The following is a 19953-nucleotide window of genomic DNA, read 5'->3' as shown; positions in this document are numbered from 1 at the left end:
GGCCCTGACCTCAGGTGAGCGCATCAATGGCGAGGATTCAAGCGCCGCCTTGAAGATTGGGTACGGCGCGGTGTCGCGGGCGCCGCTCCGGCGTCCGCGACCGCGGTCTTGATCGGACAGCTAGTCCAGCGGGGTCCAGCTCTTGGCCGCGGGGGCGGCTTGGCGCTTGGGGCCGCGGAACTGGTTTTGGGCGGGCGCGGCCTTCTTGGCCTGGCCGCGACCCTGATTCTGACCCTGGGCGGCCTGACCGCCGGACCGGTTGCGGTTGCGCTTGCGGCGCAGCTCGGACGGCACGTCGTTGCGCGGATCGGCCTTGCGCGGATCCACATGACGATCGGCCGGGACCAGCTTGTCGGCCACCGCGGCGGCCGCCGCCAGCTGCTTGTCGTTGCGGCGGTCGAAGGACGGGATCGTCTGGCGGGTGGCCTTCTGGATGTCCTTCAGCAGGCTGCGTTCGTCGTCGGCGCAGAAGCTGATGGCGATGCCGTCCTTGCCCTTGCGGGCGGTGCGGCCGATCCGGTGGACATAGGCCTCCGGCACGTTGGGCAGCTCGTAATTGATCACGTGGCTGACGTCGTTGACGTCGATGCCGCGCGCGGCGATGTCCGTCGCCACCAGGGCCCGCATCTCGCCGGCCTTGAAGGCGGCCAGGGCCCGCTCGCGCTGGCCTTGCGTCTTGTCGCCGTGGATCGAGGCGGCCTCGACGCCGGCGGCGTTCAGGTACTTGGCCACCCGGTCGGCGCCGCGCTTGGTGCGGGTGAAGACGATGGTGCGCGAGAAGCTGCTATCGGCGAACAGCTCGGCCAGCAGCGGACGCTTGCGCTGGGCCTCGATGAAAAGCACGCGCTGGTCGATGCGCTCGACCGTGGTGGCCTGCGGGGCCACCGAGACCTGCACCGGATCCTTCAGCAGCTCGCCGGCCAGCTTGCCGATCTCGCTGGGCATGGTGGCCGAGAAGAACAGGTTCTGGCGGTTCTTGGTCAGCTGGGCGGCGATCTTGCGGATCGGCACCACGAAGCCCAGGTCCAGCATCTGGTCGGCTTCGTCGAGGACGAAGATCTCCGTGCCCGAGACCGTAGCCGACTTCTCGGCCATGTGGTCCATCAGGCGGCCGGGCGTGGCGACCAGCACGTCGATGCCGCCGGCCAGGGCCTTCATCTGCGGGCCGTACTTCACGCCGCCATAGATGGTGTGGACCGACAGGCCCATGTGGACGGCGTAGGCCTTGAAGTTCTCGGCGATCTGGGTCGCCAGTTCGCGGGTGGGCGACAGCACCAGGCAGCGGAAGCCGCGGCGCGGCGCGGGTTTGCGGTCCTCGGCCAGGCGCTGCAGGATCGGCAGGGCGAAGGCGGCGGTCTTGCCGGTGCCCGTCTGGGCGATGCCCAGGAGGTCCTTGCCCTGCAGCACCACCGGGATCGCCTGGGCCTGGATCGGGGTCGGTTCCTTGTAGCCCTTCTCGGCCAGCGCCTTCAGCAGCGGCTTGGCCAGGCCAAGGTCGGAAAATTGAGTCACGTGTGTTGGTTCTTTCGTGCGCCGACGCGGCCCATGCGTTCTCGCACGGCGGCCCCTCGGCTATCGTTAGGGGAGCGCCCCGCGTGCACGGGCGATCGGGTGAGAAAAGCTCTCAAGGCGCTCGACAGGCTGGCCCGAAAACGGACCCTCACGCGGCTGGAGCGCCAATAGCGCCGAAGTGGCGCAACGCCGATATCGCTTGTTGCGGTGCGAAAGTCAAGGAAGGGGCAAGGCGATGCTCTCCTCCCCCTCTTGGGGGAGGGGGACCGGCGAAGCCGGTGGAGGGGGTTCAGCGCCGGCGCTGCTGACTCATGACCAACCCCCTCCGTCACGGCGCGCTTCGCGGCCGCGACACCTCCCCCAGGCGGGGGAGGAGAGGCGATCCGCCCTTGCGGTCCGCGGCGACAGAGGCCAAACCCGCCCCATGACCAAGCCCATCGTCCTCGTCGCCGCCGCCGCCTTGATCGATGTCGACGGCCGGGTGCTGATCTGCCAGCGGCCGAGGGGCAAGCAGCTGGCAGGCCTGTGGGAGTTTCCCGGCGGCAAGGTCGAGGCCGGCGAGACGCCCGAGGCCTGCCTGATCCGCGAGCTCGACGAGGAGCTGGGGATCAAGGTCGCCCAGGCCTGTCTCGCGCCGTTCGTTTTCGCGTCCCACTCTTACGAGTCTTTTCACCTCCTGATGCCACTCTATCTGCTCCGTCGCTGGGAGGGCCAGGTGACGCGCAGGGAGCACGAGGCGCTGGCATGGGTGAAACCGGACAAGCTCGCGGACTATCCGATGCCGCCCGCGGACGAGCCCCTGGTCGCCTGGCTGCGCGACGTGCTCTGAAGGCCTTCTGGGCTGATCAATCGGGCGCCACGGCCGTCGAGGTCGGCCTGTTCGTGGTCCTGATCTCGATCGCCATCATCAGCGCCCTGAACCTGGTCAGCGGCGGCATCAAGACCGCCTTCACCAAGACCGCCACGACGCTGAGCGGCACCTAACCGGCCTTATCCCCCGCCGGCTGCTCCTGGACCCCCAGGGCGTCGGCCAGCCGCATCTTGGCCGAGCCCGGCCGCAGCGGCTTCTGCTGGCTCTCGTGCGGGGCCCAGCCGGTGACGGCGACGATCTCGAACGTCGCGGGCACGCGGCCGTCCGGCTCGGCGAAGCGCTCGACATAGAGCTCCATCGCCCGGAACAGCACGCGCCGCGTCAGCGGCTTGCGCGAGCGGTCCAGCAGCACGCTGGTCTCGCCCATGGCCCGCAGGTCCTGGAGCAGCTTCAGCGGGTGGGCGTAGCGCACCTTGACCCGATCGACATCGGCCACCGGCAGGGCGAAGCCGGCGCGCTGCAGCAGGCCCGCGGCGTCGATGGCGTCGGCGAACGGCGAGACCCGCATCGAGGCCCCGTCCGACAGCTCGGCCTCGGCCGCCAGCAGGCACTGGCGCAGCTCGGTCAGCGTCGCGCCGCCGAACAGCGCGCCGACGAACAGGCCGTCGGGCCGCAGGGCGCGGCGGATCTGGATCAGCGCGCCGACCAGGTCATTGGTCCAGTGCAGCGACAGGGTCGAGACCACCAGATCCAGCGTCGCGTCGCCGAACGGCAGGCGCTCCTCGTCGGCGACCACGCGCGGGCCCTCGCGTCCGGCCAGCATCCGTCCCGACAGGTCGGCCTCGATCAGGATGTCGAGATTGGCGCGGGCGTCGCTGTCGCTCAAGGCATTGAAAAAATGTCCGTTTCTGGCGCCGAGGTCGACGGCGACCGGAAAGCGTCGCAGGATGGTCTCCAGCCGCATGACCACGTCCTGCGCCGCCCGCGCCTTCAGAAAGTCGGCGGACGCGTAGTCGGGCGCAGCGCGGTCCAGGCGCTGGCGATGCAGGGCGCGGTCGAAGAGCAGGGGCGAGGCGGTCATGCGCGCGGAACATGGCGATTCCGGACCGATCTGGAAAGGCGGCCCGCGTCTTATGAGCCTCGGGCGGGATCTGCTGGACCTGATCCTGCCGCCGGCGACCCTGGACGGCGAGGCGGCGCTGAGCCGCGGCCTGTCCCCTCGCGCCTTCTCGAAGATCACCTTCCTGGACGATCCGGTCTGCGACGGCTGCGGCCTGGCCATGCCCTATGCCGAGGCGGCGCTGGACCGTTGTCCCGGCTGCCAGGCCAAGCCCAAGGCCTTCCAGCGGGCCCGCGCCGCCTGCGTCTATGACGAGCACTCGCGCGAGCTCGTTTTGAAGCTGAAGCATGCCGACCGCGCCGACCTGGCCGGCCTGTTCGCCCGCTGGCTGTCGCGCTCGGCCGCCGACCTGCTGGCCGAAGCCGAGGCGGTGGTTCCCGTGCCGGTCCACCGCGCCCGCCTGCTGCGCCGTCGCTACAACCAGGCCGCCGAGATCGCGAGGCCGCTGGCCCGCATGGCGGGGCTCGAGTATCTGCCCGACGCCCTGGTCCGCCGGCGCGACACCGACAGCCAGGGCGGCAAGTCCGCCTCGGGCCGGCGGCGCAACGTGGCCGCGGCCTTCGCCGTGCCCCCGTCCCGGCGGCGCCAGATCGAAGGTCGGCGGCTCGTCCTGATCGATGACGTTCTGACCACCGGCGCCACGGCCGAGGGCTGCGCGCGGGCGCTTCTGGCGGCCGGCGCGGCGGCCGTGAGCCTATCTGTCGTCGCGCGCGTTACAGAAACCCAGGCGCGCCCTATATAAGCTTCACCAAGGATTCCGAGTTCGAGCATGGCCCACGTCACCATCTACACCCGCCCCTTCTGCGGCTACTGCGCCCGCGCCCTGGCTCTCTTGAGCGAAAAGGGCGCCGACTTCACCGAGATCGAGGCCGGCATGGATCCCAAGCTGCGCCAGGAGATGATGGAGCGGTCGGGCCGCTCGACCTTCCCGCAGATCTTCGTCGGCGACCGGCACATCGGCGGCTGCGACGACATGATGGCTCTGGAGCGCGAGGGCAAGCTGGACGGCCTGCTCGCCGCATGACGACCAAGGGGGGCTTGAGAGTCGGTCTCGTCCAGACCCGCACGCCGGCGACCCACGCCGCGGCGCTGGACCATGTCGCGCCGCCGGTGCGCGAGGCGATCGGGCAGGGGGCCCAACTAGTGCTGACCCCCGAATGCACAAATGTCGTGCAGAGGGACCGCGCCAAGCTGCTGCCGGCCCTGACGGCGCTGGAGGACGACCCCGTCGTCCAGGGCCTGCGCGCCATCGCCGCCGAGACCGGGACCTGGATCGACATCGGCTCGGCTCTGGTGCGGCGCGAGGACGGCGAAGGCAAGGCCGCCAACCGCCAGGTGGTCATCGACCCCACCGGCGCGATCGTCGCGACCTACGACAAGCTGCACATGTTCGACGTCGACCTGCCCCCCAAGGACGGCAAGCCGGGCGAGACGGCGCGCGAGTCGTCGGCCTACGCGCCGGGCGAGCGGGCGGTGACGGTCGACACGCCCTGGGCCAGGCTCGGCCTGACCATCTGCTACGATGTGCGCTTTCCGGCCCTGCACCGCGCCCTGGCCCTGGCCGGCGCCACGGTGCTGACGGTTCCGGCCGCCTTCACCCGGCCGACCGGCGAGGCCCATTGGGAAGTGCTGCTGCGCGCCCGCGCCATCGAGACCGGCTCCTTCGTGCTGGCGCCCGCCCAGGGCGGCGTCCACGAGGACGGTCGCGGCACCTGGGGCCGCTCGATCGTGGTCGGTCCCTGGGGCGAGGTGATCGCCAGGCTTGACCACGACGCGCCGGGCGTGTTGATGGCCGACCTCGACCTGCCCGCTGCTTTGTCGGCGCGGGCGGCGATCCCGGCGCTCCAGAACGCCCGGTCTTTCGTCGGACCCTGACCACGACCAACCATGATCAAGTACGCGCTCCAGTGCGATCAGGCTCATCAATTCGAGGGCTGGTTCGGCTCGTCGGCGGACTATGACGACCAGGCCGCTCGGGGCCTCGTCGAATGCCCGGTATGCGGCTCGCACGGGGTGTCCAAGCAGATCATGGCCCCGGCCGTCACCGGCACCAAGGCTCAGCGCGCCGCCCCCGCCGTCGACGCCAAGACGCGCGAGATGATGATGACCGCCATGACCGAGGTCCGCCGCCACGTCGAGGACAATTTCGACTATGTCGGCGACGCCTTCGCCAAGGAGGCCCGCGCCATCCACGAGGGCAAGTCCGAGGAGCGCGGCATCTATGGCGAGGCCTCGCCGACCGAGGTCAAGGCGCTGATCGAGGACGGCGTGCGCGTGGCCCCGCTGCCGCCGGCCGCGCCGAAGAAGACGCAGGTGAACTGAGGGGGGCTCAGACGGCCCGGCGGCGGCCCGCTCGGATGGGGCGTTCCTGTTCGAAGGCGATCGCCAGTTCCGGCGCGCCGGCCCGGTTGCGCAGCACCTCCACCGAGATCGCGCAGTCGTAGGGCTCTCCGTTCTTGCGATAGTTCCGCAGCACTACCGCCGAATGATCGTTCTGGCGGATCGCCCTGGCCAAGGCCTTGCGCGAGGCAAGGCTGGTCTCCGCGCCCTGCAGCATCCGGGGCGAGCGCCCCACCATCTCCGCGCGCGCATAGCCGGTCATGCGCTGAGCCGCCGCGTTGGCGAACAGGATCGTCGGCCCCTCGTCGGAGAAGTTGGCGTCCGTCACGATGACAGCGATGTCGCTATCGGCATAGATCTTAACGAGGTGGTCCAGCATCGAGGTCTCCCGAGAGTCCATGGTGCCGCATCGCTAATTAATGTCTGATTAACTTCCCCGGAATGCGCACAAAACAAGGCTTTAGGTCGTAAAAGCCCGCGAAATGTAGCGCCCTCTACGTGTCAATTAGGCCTTTCTTTACGCTCCAGGCGCTCCAGTGGAGGCTCCACTCCATAACAGCGAGATCCCGACGTGGCGGACGTCAAGACGATCGAAGAGCGCCTGGGCTTCATGGGGCTGAACGCCCAGGCTCGCGCCCGCATCAAGGCCATCGGACCGACGATCCGAGCGCGCTTGAGCCAGGCTATGGACGGTTTCTATGCCAAGGTCCGAAACAACCCGGAGACGATCCGGTTCTTCCCGAACCAGGCGGCGATCGAACACGCCAAGCAGAAGCAGGTCGCCCACTGGGAGCGCATCCTGACGGGCGACTTCGATCAGGGCTATGTCAACGCGGTCACCGCGATCGGCGAGGTCCACGCCCGGATCGGTCTGGAACCGCGCTGGTACATCGGCGGCTACGCCGTGGTGGTCGAGAGCCTGATCGACGCGCTGGTCGAGGCGCGCTGGTCGCGGGGCTTCATGAGCAAGGGGGCTAGCCCCGCCGAGGTCTCCGCCGAGCTGGGCGCCCTGGTGAAGGCCGCGATGCTCGACATCGACTACGCGCTGTCGGTCTATCTGCACGCGGCCGAGGAGGCGCGGCGAAAGGCCGAGATCGAGGCGATCCGCACGGAGCGGGAGGCGATCGTCAAGAGCGTGGGCCATGCGCTGGCCGCGCTCAGCGAGGGGCTGCTGAACTACCGCCTGAACGACGACCTGCCCGCCGAATACGCCCAGCTGCGCGAAGACTTCAACGCCGCGATCCAGACGCTCGAGTCCACGATCAAGGGCATCGCCGGGGCCTCGACCAATGTCGAGCGCGGGTCGGTCGCGATCGCCCAGGCCTGCGAGGATCTGACCCATCGCACCGAGCGCCAGGCCGCCGACATCGTCAAGGCCGCCACCGCCATCGACGAGATCACCAAGGCGGTGAAGACCAGCGCTCAAGGCGCCAAGCAGGTCGCCGCTTCGGCCTCGGCCGCGCGGGGCAAGGCCGAGCTATCCAGCGACCTGGTCCGCGACGCGGTCTCGGCGATGGACGAGATCGAGAAGGGCGCGGGCCAGATCGCCCAGATCATCGGCGTCATCGACGAGATCGCGTTCCAGACCAATCTTCTGGCCCTGAACGCGGGCGTGGAGGCCGCGCGGGCCGGGGACGCGGGACGCGGCTTCGCGGTGGTGGCGTCCGAGGTTCGCGCCTTGGCCCAGCGCAGCGCCGAGGCCGCCAAGGAGATCAAGTCGGTGATCGCCCAGAGCACGATGCAGGTGACCCGCGGCGTCGAGCTGGTGGGGCGCACGGGAGAAGCGCTGATCGACATCACCGGCCAAATCTCCGAGATCGACACGCTGATCCAGGGGATCGCCGACGCCGCCTCCGGCCAGGCCGCCAATCTCGGCGACGTCAATGGCGCGATGACGCAGATGGACGCCACCACGCAGCAGAACGCGCAGCGCGTCTCCCAGGCGACGAGCGAGGCCGCCAGCCTTCGGCGCGGCGCGGGCGAACTGGCCGCTCTGGTGGCGGGCTTCGACACCGGCGGCGGCGCGGGCGAGACGGCGCGAAGGGCCGCCGCTTAGAGCCTGCCTGTCTCGAATGGACTCATTCGAAACGGATAAACAGGCTCGATTTCAAACCTTTAGAACGTGCTAGCCGCGAAAACCGCTCACACTTTCGGCTATCACGCTCTGGCCGCGCGTCGCCTTCGGGCGTTCGGCGGAGACCGCATGAAAAAGGGCGGCGGATCTTTCGATCCGCCGCCCTCGTTCGTCTCAAGAAGCTCTACGCCTTACCGATACCGGTACTCGTAGTGACACTTGCGCTTGCCCTTGCCGATCTCGTGACCGGCGACGGCGCCGACCGCGCCGCCCAGCAGCGTGCCTTCGGTGCGGGCGCCGTGGCCGGCGACGACGTTGCCCAGCAGGGCGCCCGACAGGCCGCCGATGATGGCGCCGTTCTTGGCCTTGGACTTGTCGCAGACCATCACGCGATAGCGGCGGCCTTGGGCGTCGGCGGCGGTGACGGCCACGCTGCTGACGGTGAATCCGACGACGGTGGCCAGGATGGCGGCTTTCAGATGGGCGCGCATGGCGAGCTCTCCGTTCTTACCCTGTTGAAATCCCTCGGCGTCTTAACGCCCAAGCTGGCGACGGGTTTCCCGCTGGTCGGATCCCCGACGCTCGAGCCTGGGCGCGAGCCGGGATCAGCTCTCGACGCGATAGCGGCCGTCGGCGTCGGGGCAGACGCGGACATAGCGCTGCTCGACGCGGCCGTTGTACTCGGTCGGGGCCGGGGCCAGGCGGCAGCGTTCGCCCGCGCTGGCGTAGCGGCCGTCGCTGTAGCGATAGGGCTGGGTCTGGTCGTAGGTGTAGTAGGCGCCGCGCGTGTCGCACTTGGCCGAGGCGTTGCCGACCGCCGCGCCGACGCCCGCGCCGACCAGGGCGCCCAGCACGGTGCCCTCGGGGCGCGCGTTGCGGGCCGCGACGTTCGAGCCCAGGGCCGCGCCGGCCAGGGCGCCGATCACGCCGCCGACCGTGGCGTTGCGCTTGGCGTCCTGACGGCAGGTGTCGACGCCGACATTGGCGTTGGTGTCGATGCTGTAGGCGCCGCCGGCATAGGGCGTGGCGTAACGGGCGCTCTCGCCCGGATTGCGACGGTCATAGGCGCCGGCGCCGTAGCGGCGGTCATAGTCGTCGCGGGCGGCGAAGTAGCGATCGCGGTCCCGCTCCCATTGGGCGCGGCCGGTGTCATAGCGCGTGTCGTAGCCCGAGGCCTGGCTGACGCCGCTGACCCGGAAGCGGTCGGCCTCGCCGGGATGGCGGCGGTCATAGGCGCCCTCGCCATAGCGGCGGTCATAGTCGTAGCGGGCGCGCTCGTAGCTGGCGCGGGCGCGCTCGAAATCGGCCTGCTCGCCGTAATAGGCGTTGCTGTCGCGATACTGGGCCACGCGGTAGCGGTCGGCGTAGCTGGGATAGCGGCGGTCATAGGCCCCGCGGCCGTAGCGGCGGTCGTATTCGTCGCGGGCCCGCAGGTAGTTGGCGCGATCGCGCTCGTAGGCGTCCTGGCGGTCCTGATACTCGGCGACGCGATCGTAATAGTTCGAGCGCTGCTGGTCGTAGGCGCTCAGGTTCCGCTGATAGGCCGAGTCCTGGGCGAAGGCGGGGGCGATCGCGCCGCACGCCACCGTCGCGGCCAGCATCGCGGCCAAGGTCTTGCAAGTCATGAGATGGTCTCCGTTCCCACGCGAACGGATCGACGTCCGACCCCCCGACGGTGGGTCGCCAATCCGGGTTCTTGTCCCTGGGATGGGAAAAGCTCCCGGCGCGGCGAAGTTCCCCGAAGGCCCGCGTTTCAGGCCTTGGTGACGGTCATCATGTAGTTGATGTCGGTGTCGGTCGAGCGGCTCCAGCGGCCGGTCAGAGGGCTGTAGCTGACGCCGAACGGGCCCTGCATCTCGACCGGCTCGCCGGCCAGGAAGGCGCGCAGCTCCTCGGGTTTCAGGAACTGGCGCCAGTCGTGCGTGCCCGCCGGCACCCAGCGCAGCACGTACTCGGCGCCGATCTTGGCCAGGGCCAGGGCCTTCAGCGTGCGGTTCAGGGTGGCCACGACCATCAGGCCGCCGGGCTTGAGCAGCTTGGAGCAGGTCCGCAGGAATTCGCCCGGATCGGCGACATGCTCGATGACCTCCATGGTCAGCACGACGTCGAACGGCCCCGCGCCCTCGGCCAGCAGCTGTTCGGCGGTGGCGGGGCGGTAGGCGATCTCCAGGCCCTGCTCGGCCGCGTGGGTGGCGGCGGTCTTGATGTTCTTCTCCGAGGCGTCGATGCCCGTGACCGAGAAGCCCAGCCGGGCCATCGGCTCGGACAGCAGGCCGCCGCCGCAGCCGATGTCGAGCAGGGACAGGTCCTCGAACGGCGCGCGGGCGGCGCCGTCGCGGCCGAAGCGCGTCAGGGCCTGCTCGCGGATGAAGGCCAGGCGGCAGGGATTGAACACGTGCAGCGGCGCGAACTTGCCCTTGGGATCCCACCATTCGGCGGCGATGGCCGAGAACCGCGCCACGTCGGCGGGGTCGATGCTCCAGGAGGGCGAGGCGGCGTCTGTCATGCGCGCTTGTTTAGAGGGATTTGGCCGCCGGCGCATCATCCTCGTCCCCCACGCCTACGTCGTCTTCACCGCGAAAACACCTACTCCGTTGGGCTGAGTTCACGTTGCGTGTGGAGGTTGGTCCGGATGGAAATCCTCGTCCTTCGACAGGCTCAGGATGAGGATTTTGTGCCCGCGGGGCCTATAGTCGTCCTCACCCTGAGCCTGTCGAAGGGCGAGGACGGCACTGAAGAGGCTATCAACACTCAAGGCTAAACCCGCCTGCCGTTTTCCCCGCGAAAGCGGGGACCCAGGCTGAGTCCGACGTCGCGGCGCGCGCGGGGGACTATGCCGCAAACTCGGCTTGGATCCCGCTTGCGCGGGGAAGACCGGAGTAGGTTTGATCGTCACAATCCTGGTCCAAGTTGCGACTTCGTCCGAGTCCGGGCTGATGGTTCCGCGCATGAAGCGTCTTTCGATCCTGGCCGCGCTGCTGGCCGCCGCTCCGGCCCTGGCCCAGGAGCCGAGCCTGAAGACGACCGAGGCGCGCCGCCTGGAAGCGCCCGAGGCCAATCAGGGCGTGGCGGTCGACAAGACCCACCTCTTCGCGATCGATAACGGGACCATCGCCCGCTACGACAAGGCGACCGCCGTCAAGCAGGCCGAGTGGAAGGGCGACCCCGTCCGCTTCAAGCACCTGAACGCCTGCCTGATCGTCGGCAAGGATCTGGTCTGCGCCGGCTCCAACTATCCCAGCGTGCCCCAGACCAGCTCGGTCGAGATCTTCGACCCGGTGAAAATGACCCACAAGCGCGTCGTGCCGCTGGGGCCGGGGACCGGGTCGCTGACCTGGGTCGATCGCCACGACGGCTTCTGGTGGGGGATGTTCGCCAATTACGACGCCAAGGGCGGCGAGCCCGGGCGCGACCATCGATGGACGACGCTGGTCAAGTTCGACGACCAGTGGCGGCGGGTCGGGGCGTGGCTGCTGCCCGCGCCGGTGCTAGAGCGCATGGCCCCCTACAGCAGCTCGGGCGGGGCGTTCGGCGACGACGGCCTGCTCTATGTCACCGGCCACGACCGGCCCGAGATGTACGCGCTGCGGGTCCCGACCGAGGGCGGGGCGACGCTGGACCTCGTCGCGACCCTGGCGATCCCGGTCGAGGGCCAGGCGATCGCGTGGGACCCCTATCAGCCGCGCGTGGTCTGGGGCGTCAACCGCGCCACCCGTCAGGTGGTGGCCTTCAAGCTTCCGCCGGTCCTGGACGATCACGCGGCGCGAAAATGATGCGATGACGCATTGCGGCGCCTGGACAACGCCGCTAGAAGGCGGCGGCTTGCGCGGGCGGGGGCGATGAGCCGGCTTCCGCGCAAGAATTGACCGGTTTTCGAGGTGGCAGGCACGTGTCTCGGTTGGTGATGAAGTTCGGCGGCACGTCGGTCGCCGACCTGGAGCGCATTCGCCGCGTGGCGCGCCTGGTCGCCGCCGAGGTCGCCACCGGCAAACAGGTGGCCGTGGTCGTCTCGGCCATGTCGGGCAAGACCAACGAGCTCGTCGCCTGGACCGACGGCGCCGGCCGCGCGGCCCAAGGCCTGCCGGAGTCGGACGACGAGTACGACGCCGTCGTCGCCTCGGGCGAGCAGGTGACCGCCGGCCTCCTGGCCATGACCCTGCGCAACATGGGCCACAAGGCCCGCTCGTTCCTGGGCTGGCAGGTGCCGATCCTGACCGACGCCGCCCACGGCCGCGCGCGGATCGAGGAGATCCCGCCGGAGAACCTCGAGGCCTGCTTCGCCAGCGGCGAGATCGCCGTGATCGCCGGCTTCCAGGGCGTGACCCCCGACCGCCGCATCACCACCCTGGGCCGGGGCGGCTCGGACACCTCGGCGGTGGCGATCGCCGCGGCGGTCAAGGGCGACTGCGACATCTATACCGACGTGGACGGCGTCTACACGACCGACCCGCGGATCGAGAGCAAGGCCAAGCGCCTGGCCAAGATCAGCTACGAAGAGATGCTTGAAATGGCCTCGCTGGGGGCCAAGGTGCTGCAGACCCGCTCGGTCGAGATGGCCATGGCCCATCGCGTGCCGGTGCGGGTGCTGTCGAGTTTCGTCGAACCCGGTGAAGCGCCGGGCCAAGGTACGATCGTCTGCGACGAGGAAGAAATCATGGAAAAGCGCATCGTCTCGGGCGTCGCCTACAGCCGCGACGAAGCCAAGATCACCCTGCTGGGGCTGCCCGACCATCCGGGCGTGTCCTCGCAGATCTTCGGCCGCCTGGCTGACGCCAATGTGAACGTGGACATGATCGTGCAGTCGCGCGCCCGCAGCGCCGACACCGCCAACATGGAGTTCACGGTCGGCAAGCGCGACGCCGCCCGCGCGGTCGAGATCGTCCAGGCCGCCCAGAAGGAGATCGGCTTCGAGGCCGTCGCGGTCAACGAGGACGTCGCCAAGGTCTCGGTGATCGGGGTCGGCATGCGCAGCCACGCCGGCGTCGCCCAGTCGATGTTCGCCGCCCTGGCCGAGAAGAACATCAACATCCAGGTCATCTCGACCTCGGAGATCAAGATCTCGGTGCTGATCGACGCGGCCTATACCGAGCTCGCCGTGCGGGCGCTGCACGCGGCGTACGGGCTGGACCAGCTGTAGTTCGCTGCGTCCTTCGAGGCTCGCCTTCGGCTCACGCCTCAGGATGAGGAATTCAGTACAGACGTCCTCATCCTGAGGTGCGCGCTCCTGAGCGTGCCTCGAAGGACGCACCCGTCTTCCGCAAGAAAACGTCGCGTTCGGACGTTATCAGGGCCGGAGCCCACGGAGCCCTCATGCCCGACGTCTTCAAGTTCGATCCCGAGGCCAAGACCGTCACCTTCCAGGGCGACGAGGGGCTGAAGGTCCTGTTCGACCTCCTGCTGCGCGCCAAGTTCGGCGACGGCTACGAGAAGCCGCTGCTGATCAGCCCGTGGCTGGCGGCCCTGCTCAAGCGCCTCGACCGGGTGGTCAACGACGCCGAGCCGCGCTTTCCGGAAAAGATCGGCCAGCCGATCTTCGACACCGACGACCTCTTGGCCATGGGCGACGCGGTGATCGAGGAGGGCCACACCGTCGGCTGGTGGTCGATGACCGAGGCCGAGCGCCGCGAATACCTGCGGGGCACCATCGCGGCGCCGCATCCGCTGACCGACCTGGAGGTCGAGTTCATCGAGAACGACATCGACGCGGCCCTGGAACAGGCCCGCCGCCTGGTGGCCGACGCGAGCCAGCCGCTGGCGATGCCGGGGCATGGTTGACGCCTAGATCCTCCCCCGATGGCGAGAGGATTTGCTAACACGTCTTCATGACCCCCTCCCGCAACCTCTTGCTCGGCCTGCTGTGCGGTGTGATCGCCGGCGCGTTCTGGGGCGGGGTGTTCCTGGCGCCGAGGCTGCTGGCCGATTTCACGCCGCTGCAGGCGACGGCCGGGCGGTACCTGGCCTACGGGCTGGCGGCGGGCGTGCTGCTGGTCCCGAGCTGGAAGGGCGTCATGGCCCGGATGGACGGGCGCGACTGGCGCGATCTCCTGCTGCTCAGCCTGCTGGGCAACCTCGTCTACTATGTCGGCCTTGCGGTGGCGGTGCAGACCGCCGGGGTCGCCCTGGCCTCGCTGGTCATCGGGCTGCTGCCCGTCACCATCACGCTGGTCGGGGCGCGGCCGGGAGAGGGGACGCCGTTGCGCCGGCTGATCTGGCCGCTGGCCCTAATCGTCGCCGGCGGGGTATGCATCAATCTCGACGCCTTCGCCGCCGCCGGTCGCGCGGGCGCGGGGCGGACGCTGGTCGGGCTGCTGGGCGCGCTGCTGGCCCTGGCCGTCTGGACCGCCTACGCCGTCTGGAACGCCCGGCGCCTGGCCGCCACGCCGAAGTTCACCAGCCACGAGTGGTCGCTGCTCACCGGCGTCGCCACGGGCCTGTTGTCGCTGGTCCTGGTGGTTCCGGCCTTCGCGGTCGCCGGCAAGGCGCACGCCGCCGGCGCCTGGGGCCTGTTCTGGGGCGTCAGCTTCGCGGTGGCGATCGGGGCCTCGGTGATCGGCAACGGTCTGTGGAACGCCGCCAGCCGGCTGCTGCCGCTCAGCCTCTCGGGCCAACTGATCGTGTTCGAGACGGTGTTCGCCCTGCTGTACGGCTTCCTGCACGAGGCCCGCTGGCCGCGCCCCCTGGAGAGCGCGGCCATGGTGCTGATGCTGGCTGGCGTATCTTGGTCGGCGCGGCTGCATAGGGCCTGATCGTCAAGCCGCCGCGCCGATCACCTTGGCGTCGTAGTGGTCGGCGTAGGCGTTCTCGATCGCCGGGATGATGTCGACGATGTGGAAGTAGTGATCCCAGAACGGCGTCTCGCGCAGGCCCTCGACGATCGCGCGATAGGCGGCCTGGTCGGCGGTCTCCCAGACCAGCACGTCCGAGACGCGGGCGTCGTAGAACTCGGCGTCGTAGAACCGCAGCTTGACGGCGGGCTGGGCCGTCAGCAACGGCTCGACATGGGCGTGGAAGAAGGCGAAGCGCTCCGGCGGCGGCAGGGCCAGCCAGGCGGGCGAGGTCCGCACCAGCATGAAGAGCGTCATGGTTTGAGGATCGGTGCTCATGTTCGTCTCCGGTCGCGGCCGTCATTGACCGCGCCACGAATGTGAGCTTTCCATCACATATGGCCTACTCGCATCCGGAGGGGCGGGGGCGGGACCCTCTGAGCCCGCGCAAACGCCCGCGCCAGAAGCGTTCGAGCGCCACGGTGGAGGTGATCCTGGACGGGGCGGCTCGCATTCTGGAGCGCGAGGGGCTGGAGCGTTTCAACACCAACGCCGTGGCCGCCGTCGCCGGTGTCAGTGTCGGTTCGCTGTACCAGTACTTCCCGGGCAAGGACGCGCTGATGGCCGCCCTGGTGCGCCGCGACGCCGGCCGCTTTTCCGCCGAGGTCGCCGCCGCGGTGGTCGAGCGGCCCGGCGAGGACTGGCGCGCGGCGGTGTCGCGGCTGATCGCCGTGGCCGTGGGCCATCAGCTGGATTTCCCCAATCTGGCGCGCATCCTGGACTTCGAGGAGGCGCGCCTGCCGCTGGACGACGAGACCGAGGCCGCCGAGCGGTCGATTCTGTCGGCGATCGTCGGCGTCCTGCGCCGCGGCGGCGGCGCGCTCGCCCATCTGGACCTGAGCCAAGCGGCGGCCGATCTCCTGCGCCTGACCCGCGCCTTGGTCGACGCCGAGGGCCGCGAGCGCGCGCCCGATCGCGAAAGCCTGTCGCGGCGGCTGGAACGGGCGGTGTTCGGCTATCTGACCTGGGACGCGGGCGCGGAGAGCGCGTGTCCGAACCTAAACGCCACCTGAACGACCGGTCCCGACCCCATTCAGACGCGGGGGCCTACAACCCCTATCAACGGAGATAGGAGCCCCGCCATGAACACCTTCGGCAAGATCACCAAGACCGTCCTGGCCGTCGCCGTCACCGGCGCGCTGGTCGCCCCCGCCACCGCCGCCTTCGCTGGCGAGAAGACCGATCGCGCCATCATCGGCGCGGTGCTCGGCGGCGTCGCCGGCGCGGCCCTGGGCCACGGCAAGGGCGACGCGGTCGCCATCGGCGCCGTCGCCGGCGCCGCCCTCGGCGCCACCACGGCCCGGGACAAGTATGACGACCGCCGCTACGGCTACGAGCACCGCTACGCGCCGCGCTACGACAACGGGCGCTACGACAACGGGCGCTACGCCTACGACGCCTACGGCCGCCGCTACGATCGCTACGACGCGCGCTATGACCGGTACGACAACCGCTATGACGCCCGTTACGACAACCGCTACGCCTACGGCTATCGCCGCTAAACGCCGCTGGAGTCCTGATCCCTCCTCTAGCGCGACCTGCGCCGCCCCGACCCCGGGGCGGCGCTTTTCCGCGCCTTCACACCTAATCGCCGTTCGGTTGACGCCAGCGGCTATCCCGCGAGCGGAATCTGCGCTAGCCCCCATCTAGAGGACGACGCCGTCTTAACCCCTCGCGCTTGAAGCTGGGCTAAGTCGGTTTCGGGAGAGGGAGCGCGTAAGGGCGTCATGGCCGCATCCGGCATCGCCGTTCGAGGACCACGCAGTCTGCTGCGGCAGATCCGCGAGGCCATGGCTGGCGGCGGACCCGCCCAGGCCAAGCTCGACATGGTGGTGCGCACCATCGCCATCTCGATGGTGGCCGAGGTCTGCTCGATCTATCTGCGCCGCGCTTCGGGCGATCTCGAGCTGTTCGCCACCGAGGGCCTGGCGCGCGAGGCGGTGCACGTCACCCGGCTGAAGCCAGGCGAGGGCCTGGTCGGCGAGACCATGCGCCTGGGCCGGCCGCTGAACCTGTCGGACGCCGCCAGCCACCCCTCGTTCTCGTACCGTCCGGAAACCGGCGAAGATCCCTATCACGCCTTCCTGGCCGTGCCGCTGCTGCGCGGCGGGCGGGCGATCGGCGTGCTGGTTGTCCAGAACCGCACCGAGCGGATCTATGACGAGGAGGAGGTCGAGGACCTCCAGATCATCGCCATGGTGCTGGCCGAGATGGTCAGCTCCAGCGAGCTTCTGGGCGCCGACGAGCTGAAGGACGTCGAGCTGGCGCCGCACAAGCCCGAGCGTCTGAAGGGCTCGCGCTTCGCCGAGGGTCTGGCCTATGGCGTGGCGGTGCTGCACGAGGCGCCGGTCGCGCCCGAGACCCTGCTGTCCGACGACGCCCTGGCCGAGGAAGCGCGGCTGAACTACGCCATCGAGCAGCTGCAGACCCAGATCGACGAGATGCTGGAGGGCCAGCACGGCCTGGTCGGCGCCTCCTACGAGGTGCTGGAGACCTATCGGCTGTTCGCCCACGACCGGGGCTGGAACCGGGGCCTGCAGGAGGCCGTGCGCTCGGGCCTGACCGCCGAGGCGGCGGTCGAGCGGGTCCGCTCCGAGCACCGCGCGCGGCTGGGCCAGGCGCGGGACCCCTATCTGCGCGAGCGGCTGCACGATCTGGAAGACCTGAACGACCGCCTGCTGCGCCACCTGTCGGGCGACGTGCATGCCGTGCGGGTGCTGCCCGACGACGCGATCCTGATCGCCCGGAACCTGGGTCCCGCCGACCTGCTGGAATACGACCGCACCAAGCTGAAGGGCATCCTCCTGGAGGAGGGCAGCGCCGCCAGCCACGCCGGCATCGTGGCCCGCGCGCTGGACATCCCCTGCGTCGGCCGCCTGGCCGGCCTGCGCGACCGGGTCAACGAGGGCGACCCCGTGGTCGTCGACGCCGAGACGCAGGAGGCTTGGCTGCGGCCGCGGCCCGACGTGGTCAAGGCGCTGAAGGCCCGGATGGAGGTCCGCGCCCAGCGCAAGGCCGAGTTCGCCCGCCTGCGCGACACCCCGCCGATCACCAAGGACGGGGCCAAGATCACGCTCCTGATGAACGCGGGCCTGGCCGTCGATCTCGACATCCTGGCCGAGACCGGCGCGGAGGGCATCGGCCTGTTCCGCACCGAGTTCCAGTTCATGGTGGCCGAGGAGCTGCCGCGTCTGGAGGCCCAGACCGCGCTCTACGAGAAGGTGCTGGAGGCCGCCAACGGCATGCCGGTCACCTTCCGCACGCTGGATCTCGGCGGCGACAAGCTGCTGCCGTACATGGAGCTGGAGCGCGAGGACAATCCGGCCCTGGGCTGGCGCGCGGTGCGCATGGGCCTGGACCGCCCGGCCCTGCTGCGCATGCAGATCCGCGCCCTGGTCAAGGCCGCCGCCGGCCGGCCGCTGCGGATCATGTTCCCGCTGGTGGCCAATGTGGACGAGTTCCGCGCCGCCCGCGCGTTCGTCGACCAGGAGGTGGCCTGGGCCCTGAAGCGCGGGCGTCCCGCGCCGGCCCGCCTGGACGTCGGGGCCATGGTCGAGGCGCCGTCGCTGCTGTGGCATCTCGACGCGCTTCTGCCGATGACCGACTTCGTCTCGGTCGGCACCAACGACCTGATGCAGTATCTGTTCGCGGCGGACCGGGGCAATCCGCGCGTCTCCGACCGCTACGACCCGTTGTCGCCGGCCGCGCTGCGGGCCCTTAAGACCATCCAGCAGGCCTGCGCCGACACCGGCACGCCGGTGTCCGTGTGCGGCGAGATGGCCGGCCGTCCCCTGGAGGCCTTCGCCCTGGTGGCCTTGGGGTTCGAGGGCCTGTCGATGCCGCCGGCCGGCATCGGTCCCGTCAAGCAGATGGTGCTGTCGCTGGATCGCGAGGCCGCCCGACGCAACGTCGAGGCGCTGCTGAAGGGCTCCGGCGGCTCGCTGCGCGGCGAGATCGAGACCTTGGCGCGCAAGCTTTACGTCGCCGTGTGACCAGAGCTTCGCCGTTAACCAAGCGTCACCGTTTAGTACATTGAATCCCGCTACTTAGTTTGATATTCAACAAGAGTTGTTAAGAACTCCGCGCGGACGCGGAGTGGGGGGAGCGTCGCGCTTCGCGCGCCGCGCGAATTGTGGGGGCGTTAAGTCGACATGCCGCTGGATACGGGCAACGTGAGGCGTTTGCATCTCGTCGCCGACGCCGATCGTGACGAAGCGCCGGTCGCCGTCTCCCAACCCTCGCTGGACGAGGGCGCCGACATCGGCATGGCCCTGAAGGCCGCCCGTGAATTCCGCGGCTTGACCACCCAGGACATCGCCGACGGCACGCGGATCCGTCAGGGCTATATCGAGGCCCTGGAGGACATGCGGCTCGAGGACCTGCCGTCGCGTCCGTTCACCATCGGCTATGTCCGCGCCTATGCGGCGCTGCTGGGCCTGGACGCCGAGGCGGCCGTCACCCGCTTCAAGAACGACGCGCCCGACGAGGGCGCCGAGCTGCGCGCGCCGGTCGGCGTGCGTCGCGAGCGCGACCCGCGCCTGGCCCTGATCCTGGCCGGCGGCCTCTTGGTGGTCGGCGCCATCCTGCTGTGGAACGTGGCCCAGCGCGCCATCGCCAAGGACGCGCCGCCGCCGCAGATCGCCCCGCCGGCCGCCTCGACCCAGGTCCAGGCGCACGCCAACAACAGCTCCGTCGCCCTGGGCGCGCCCCTGCCGGCGCCGGTCGAGTCGACGACGCCCGAGCCCTACAAGACTCCCGGTCTCGATGACGCCGCCGCCAACGGCGGTTCGGTGGACGCGGCGAACGTCGCGGCCAAGGCGCGTGAGGAGGCCGAGGCCAAGGCCGGCGCCGCCGCCGACGACTTCAAGCTCGGCGCGCCGTTCAAGGCGCGCGGCGCCGTGCTGGGCGCGACCCCGGCCGAGGCTTCCGGCGTCCTGCTGCAGGCCCGAAAGGCCACCGCCCTGACGGTGCGCGGCGCCGACGGCGCGATCTATCTGTCCCGCTGGTTCTCGGCCGGCGAGGCCTATCGCGCGCCGCGCACGCCCGGCCTGTCGGTCGAGGCGGCGGACGCCGGCGCGTTCGACGTCTATGTCGGCGGCGCCCTGAGCAGCCGCCTGCCGGGCGGCGTGCAGGTGGTCGCCAAGCTGATCCCGCCGCCCAAGGCCGCCGCGCCGGCCTCGCCCGCCGTCGCGCCGCCCCGCCCCTAGGCCGATCGACCCGGCCTTCGCCCGCGAAATCGCGGGCGATCAGCGGGAAGGACCCTTCAGTTCCG

General features: G+C 69.9%; 22 protein-coding genes and 1 pseudogene. 15 read left to right on the top strand and 8 right to left on the bottom strand.

Annotated features, from left to right (window positions below; translation table 11 throughout):
* Window positions 1–120 precede the first annotated feature (120 nt).
* Window positions 121–1512, bottom strand: a complete 1392-nt coding sequence (locus Q0V34_RS11375) for a DEAD/DEAH box helicase (protein ID WP_297511795.1) — start codon at window positions 1510–1512, stop codon at window positions 121–123.
* A 424-nt stretch (window positions 1513–1936) separates the two neighbouring features.
* Here Q0V34_RS11375 and mutT point away from each other — a divergent pair, with 424 nt between their 5' ends.
* Both mutT and Q0V34_RS11365 read left to right on the top strand, forming a co-directional pair.
* A complete protein-coding gene (mutT, locus tag Q0V34_RS11370; RefSeq protein WP_297511793.1) occupies window positions 1937–2341 on the top strand; it encodes an 8-oxo-dGTP diphosphatase MutT in 405 nt (134 codons plus the stop codon).
* Window positions 2320–2496, top strand: a complete 177-nt coding sequence (locus Q0V34_RS11365; RefSeq protein ID WP_297511852.1) for a Flp family type IVb pilin — start codon at window positions 2320–2322, stop codon at window positions 2494–2496. Before mutT ends, Q0V34_RS11365 begins: the two co-directional genes overlap by 22 nt.
* On the opposite strand, the gene Q0V34_RS11360 is transcribed toward Q0V34_RS11365, so the two are convergent.
* Window positions 2493–3404 carry a methyltransferase domain-containing protein gene (locus Q0V34_RS11360; protein WP_297511791.1) on the bottom strand — a complete coding sequence of 304 codons (912 nt, stop codon included), beginning with the start codon at window positions 3402–3404 and terminating at the stop codon, window positions 2493–2495. The two genes, Q0V34_RS11365 and Q0V34_RS11360, sit on opposite strands and share 4 nt — an antisense overlap.
* On the opposite strand from Q0V34_RS11360, the gene Q0V34_RS11355 reads away from it, so the two are divergent.
* Genes Q0V34_RS11355 through Q0V34_RS11340 form a run of 4 tightly spaced genes read left to right on the top strand, consistent with a single transcriptional unit; the run spans window position 3403 to window position 5765 of the window.
* Window positions 3403–4185 (top strand): ComF family protein, encoded by a 783-nt coding sequence (locus Q0V34_RS11355; RefSeq protein WP_297511790.1) that lies wholly within the window; start codon window positions 3403–3405, stop codon window positions 4183–4185. The genes Q0V34_RS11360 and Q0V34_RS11355 overlap by 2 nt on opposite strands.
* Window positions 4186–4212: 27 nt before the next feature.
* Window positions 4213–4467 carry a glutaredoxin 3 gene (gene grxC, locus Q0V34_RS11350; protein ID WP_297511788.1) on the top strand — a complete coding sequence of 85 codons (255 nt, stop codon included), beginning with the start codon at window positions 4213–4215 and terminating at the stop codon, window positions 4465–4467.
* Window positions 4464–5318, top strand: a complete 855-nt coding sequence (locus tag Q0V34_RS11345; RefSeq protein WP_297511786.1) for a carbon-nitrogen hydrolase family protein — start codon at window positions 4464–4466, stop codon at window positions 5316–5318. Before grxC ends, Q0V34_RS11345 begins: the two co-directional genes overlap by 4 nt.
* Window positions 5319–5330: 12 nt before the next feature.
* Window positions 5331–5765: a DUF1178 family protein gene (locus tag Q0V34_RS11340; RefSeq protein WP_297511784.1), complete on the top strand. Its 435-nt coding sequence runs from the start codon at window positions 5331–5333 to the stop codon at window positions 5763–5765.
* 7 nt (window positions 5766–5772) lie between these two features.
* Here the strand turns inward: Q0V34_RS11340 and Q0V34_RS11335 are convergent, their stop codons facing one another.
* Window positions 5773–6162: a PAS domain-containing protein gene (locus Q0V34_RS11335; RefSeq protein ID WP_297511782.1), complete on the bottom strand. Its 390-nt coding sequence runs from the start codon at window positions 6160–6162 to the stop codon at window positions 5773–5775.
* 192 nt (window positions 6163–6354) lie between these two features.
* On the opposite strand from Q0V34_RS11335, the gene Q0V34_RS11330 reads away from it, so the two are divergent.
* A complete protein-coding gene (locus tag Q0V34_RS11330) occupies window positions 6355–7839 on the top strand; it encodes a globin-coupled sensor protein (RefSeq protein WP_297511780.1) in 1485 nt (494 codons plus the stop codon).
* 209 nt (window positions 7840–8048) lie between these two features.
* Here the strand turns inward: Q0V34_RS11330 and Q0V34_RS11325 are convergent, their stop codons facing one another.
* From Q0V34_RS11325 to Q0V34_RS11310, 4 genes and pseudogenes are all read right to left on the bottom strand, one after another.
* A complete protein-coding gene (locus Q0V34_RS11325; RefSeq protein ID WP_297511778.1) occupies window positions 8049–8348 on the bottom strand; it encodes a glycine zipper 2TM domain-containing protein in 300 nt (99 codons plus the stop codon).
* A 114-nt stretch (window positions 8349–8462) separates the two neighbouring features.
* Window positions 8463–9482 carry a glycine zipper domain-containing protein gene (locus tag Q0V34_RS11320; protein ID WP_297511776.1) on the bottom strand — a complete coding sequence of 340 codons (1020 nt, stop codon included), beginning with the start codon at window positions 9480–9482 and terminating at the stop codon, window positions 8463–8465.
* A gap of 128 nt (window positions 9483–9610) precedes the next feature.
* The gene (ubiG, locus tag Q0V34_RS11315) at window positions 9611–10363 is read right to left on the bottom strand and encodes a bifunctional 2-polyprenyl-6-hydroxyphenol methylase/3-demethylubiquinol 3-O-methyltransferase UbiG (RefSeq protein ID WP_297511774.1); all 753 of its coding nucleotides are present in this window, start codon (window positions 10361–10363) and stop codon (window positions 9611–9613) included.
* Window positions 10364–10487: 124 nt separating this feature from the next.
* Window positions 10488–10612: pseudogene (locus Q0V34_RS11310) on the bottom strand (hypothetical protein); the annotation flags it as partial.
* A gap of 193 nt (window positions 10613–10805) precedes the next feature.
* Between Q0V34_RS11310 and Q0V34_RS11305 the strand changes: the two are divergent.
* The 4 genes from Q0V34_RS11305 (at window position 10806) to Q0V34_RS11290 (ending at window position 14603) form a co-directional block, all read left to right on the top strand.
* Entirely contained in the window at window positions 10806–11630 is an 825-nt protein-coding gene (locus Q0V34_RS11305; protein ID WP_297511772.1) for a hypothetical protein, read from the top strand.
* Between the two features lie 116 nt (window positions 11631–11746).
* A complete protein-coding gene (locus tag Q0V34_RS11300; RefSeq protein WP_297511770.1) occupies window positions 11747–12994 on the top strand; it encodes an aspartate kinase in 1248 nt (415 codons plus the stop codon).
* A 173-nt stretch (window positions 12995–13167) separates the two neighbouring features.
* Window positions 13168–13632 (top strand): hypothetical protein, encoded by a 465-nt coding sequence (locus tag Q0V34_RS11295; RefSeq protein ID WP_297511768.1) that lies wholly within the window; start codon window positions 13168–13170, stop codon window positions 13630–13632.
* Window positions 13633–13679: 47 nt separating this feature from the next.
* On the top strand, window positions 13680–14603 hold the full coding sequence (locus tag Q0V34_RS11290) for a DMT family transporter (protein ID WP_297511766.1): 924 nt from the start codon (window positions 13680–13682) through the stop codon (window positions 14601–14603).
* Between the two features lie 3 nt (window positions 14604–14606).
* On the opposite strand, the gene Q0V34_RS11285 is transcribed toward Q0V34_RS11290, so the two are convergent.
* A complete protein-coding gene (locus tag Q0V34_RS11285; protein ID WP_297511763.1) occupies window positions 14607–14960 on the bottom strand; it encodes a darcynin family protein in 354 nt (117 codons plus the stop codon).
* A 143-nt stretch (window positions 14961–15103) separates the two neighbouring features.
* Here Q0V34_RS11285 and Q0V34_RS11280 point away from each other — a divergent pair, with 143 nt between their 5' ends.
* The 4 genes from Q0V34_RS11280 (at window position 15104) to Q0V34_RS11265 (ending at window position 19888) form a co-directional block, all read left to right on the top strand.
* Window positions 15104–15694 (top strand): TetR/AcrR family transcriptional regulator, encoded by a 591-nt coding sequence (locus Q0V34_RS11280; RefSeq protein WP_297511761.1) that lies wholly within the window; start codon window positions 15104–15106, stop codon window positions 15692–15694.
* A 69-nt stretch (window positions 15695–15763) separates the two neighbouring features.
* A complete protein-coding gene (locus Q0V34_RS11275) occupies window positions 15764–16183 on the top strand; it encodes a hypothetical protein (RefSeq protein ID WP_297511759.1) in 420 nt (139 codons plus the stop codon).
* Between the two features lie 225 nt (window positions 16184–16408).
* Window positions 16409–18673 (top strand): phosphoenolpyruvate--protein phosphotransferase, encoded by a 2265-nt coding sequence (gene ptsP, locus Q0V34_RS11270; protein ID WP_297511757.1) that lies wholly within the window; start codon window positions 16409–16411, stop codon window positions 18671–18673.
* 159 nt (window positions 18674–18832) lie between these two features.
* Window positions 18833–19888, top strand: coding sequence for a helix-turn-helix domain-containing protein (locus tag Q0V34_RS11265; RefSeq protein ID WP_297511755.1), 1056 nt, complete (start codon window positions 18833–18835; stop codon window positions 19886–19888).
* Window positions 19889–19953 lie beyond the last annotated feature (65 nt).

The organism is uncultured Caulobacter sp. (genome assembly GCF_947036865.1).
GTDB lineage: Bacteria > Pseudomonadota > Alphaproteobacteria > Caulobacterales > Caulobacteraceae > Caulobacter.
The sequence above is the reverse complement of the archived record's forward strand: the minus strand, read 5'-3'. Positions and strand labels throughout refer to the sequence as shown.

Excerpts from the sequence above, each read along its gene's own strand:
- mutT (WP_297511793.1), top strand. The coding sequence starts at position 1,937 with ATGACCAAGCCCATCGTCCTCGTCGCCGCCGCCGCCTTGATCGATGTC.
- Q0V34_RS11355 (WP_297511790.1), top strand. The coding sequence starts at position 3,403 with ATGCGCGCGGAACATGGCGATTCCGGACCGATCTGGAAAGGCGGCCCG.
- Q0V34_RS11360 (WP_297511791.1), bottom strand. The coding sequence starts at position 3,404 with ATGACCGCCTCGCCCCTGCTCTTCGACCGCGCCCTGCATCGCCAGCGC.
- grxC (WP_297511788.1), top strand. The coding sequence starts at position 4,213 with ATGGCCCACGTCACCATCTACACCCGCCCCTTCTGCGGCTACTGCGCC.
- Q0V34_RS11345 (WP_297511786.1), top strand. The coding sequence starts at position 4,464 with ATGACGACCAAGGGGGGCTTGAGAGTCGGTCTCGTCCAGACCCGCACG.
- Q0V34_RS11340 (WP_297511784.1), top strand. The coding sequence starts at position 5,331 with ATGATCAAGTACGCGCTCCAGTGCGATCAGGCTCATCAATTCGAGGGC.
- Q0V34_RS11335 (WP_297511782.1), bottom strand. The coding sequence starts at position 6,162 with ATGCTGGACCACCTCGTTAAGATCTATGCCGATAGCGACATCGCTGTC.
- Q0V34_RS11325 (WP_297511778.1), bottom strand. The coding sequence starts at position 8,348 with ATGCGCGCCCATCTGAAAGCCGCCATCCTGGCCACCGTCGTCGGATTC.
- Q0V34_RS11320 (WP_297511776.1), bottom strand. The coding sequence starts at position 9,482 with ATGACTTGCAAGACCTTGGCCGCGATGCTGGCCGCGACGGTGGCGTGC.
- ubiG (WP_297511774.1), bottom strand. The coding sequence starts at position 10,363 with ATGACAGACGCCGCCTCGCCCTCCTGGAGCATCGACCCCGCCGACGTG.
- Q0V34_RS11305 (WP_297511772.1), top strand. The coding sequence starts at position 10,806 with ATGAAGCGTCTTTCGATCCTGGCCGCGCTGCTGGCCGCCGCTCCGGCC.
- Q0V34_RS11295 (WP_297511768.1), top strand. The coding sequence starts at position 13,168 with ATGCCCGACGTCTTCAAGTTCGATCCCGAGGCCAAGACCGTCACCTTC.
- Q0V34_RS11290 (WP_297511766.1), top strand. The coding sequence starts at position 13,680 with ATGACCCCCTCCCGCAACCTCTTGCTCGGCCTGCTGTGCGGTGTGATC.
- Q0V34_RS11285 (WP_297511763.1), bottom strand. The coding sequence starts at position 14,960 with ATGAGCACCGATCCTCAAACCATGACGCTCTTCATGCTGGTGCGGACC.
- Q0V34_RS11275 (WP_297511759.1), top strand. The coding sequence starts at position 15,764 with ATGAACACCTTCGGCAAGATCACCAAGACCGTCCTGGCCGTCGCCGTC.
- ptsP (WP_297511757.1), top strand. The coding sequence starts at position 16,409 with ATGGCCGCATCCGGCATCGCCGTTCGAGGACCACGCAGTCTGCTGCGG.
- Q0V34_RS11265 (WP_297511755.1), top strand. The coding sequence starts at position 18,833 with ATGCCGCTGGATACGGGCAACGTGAGGCGTTTGCATCTCGTCGCCGAC.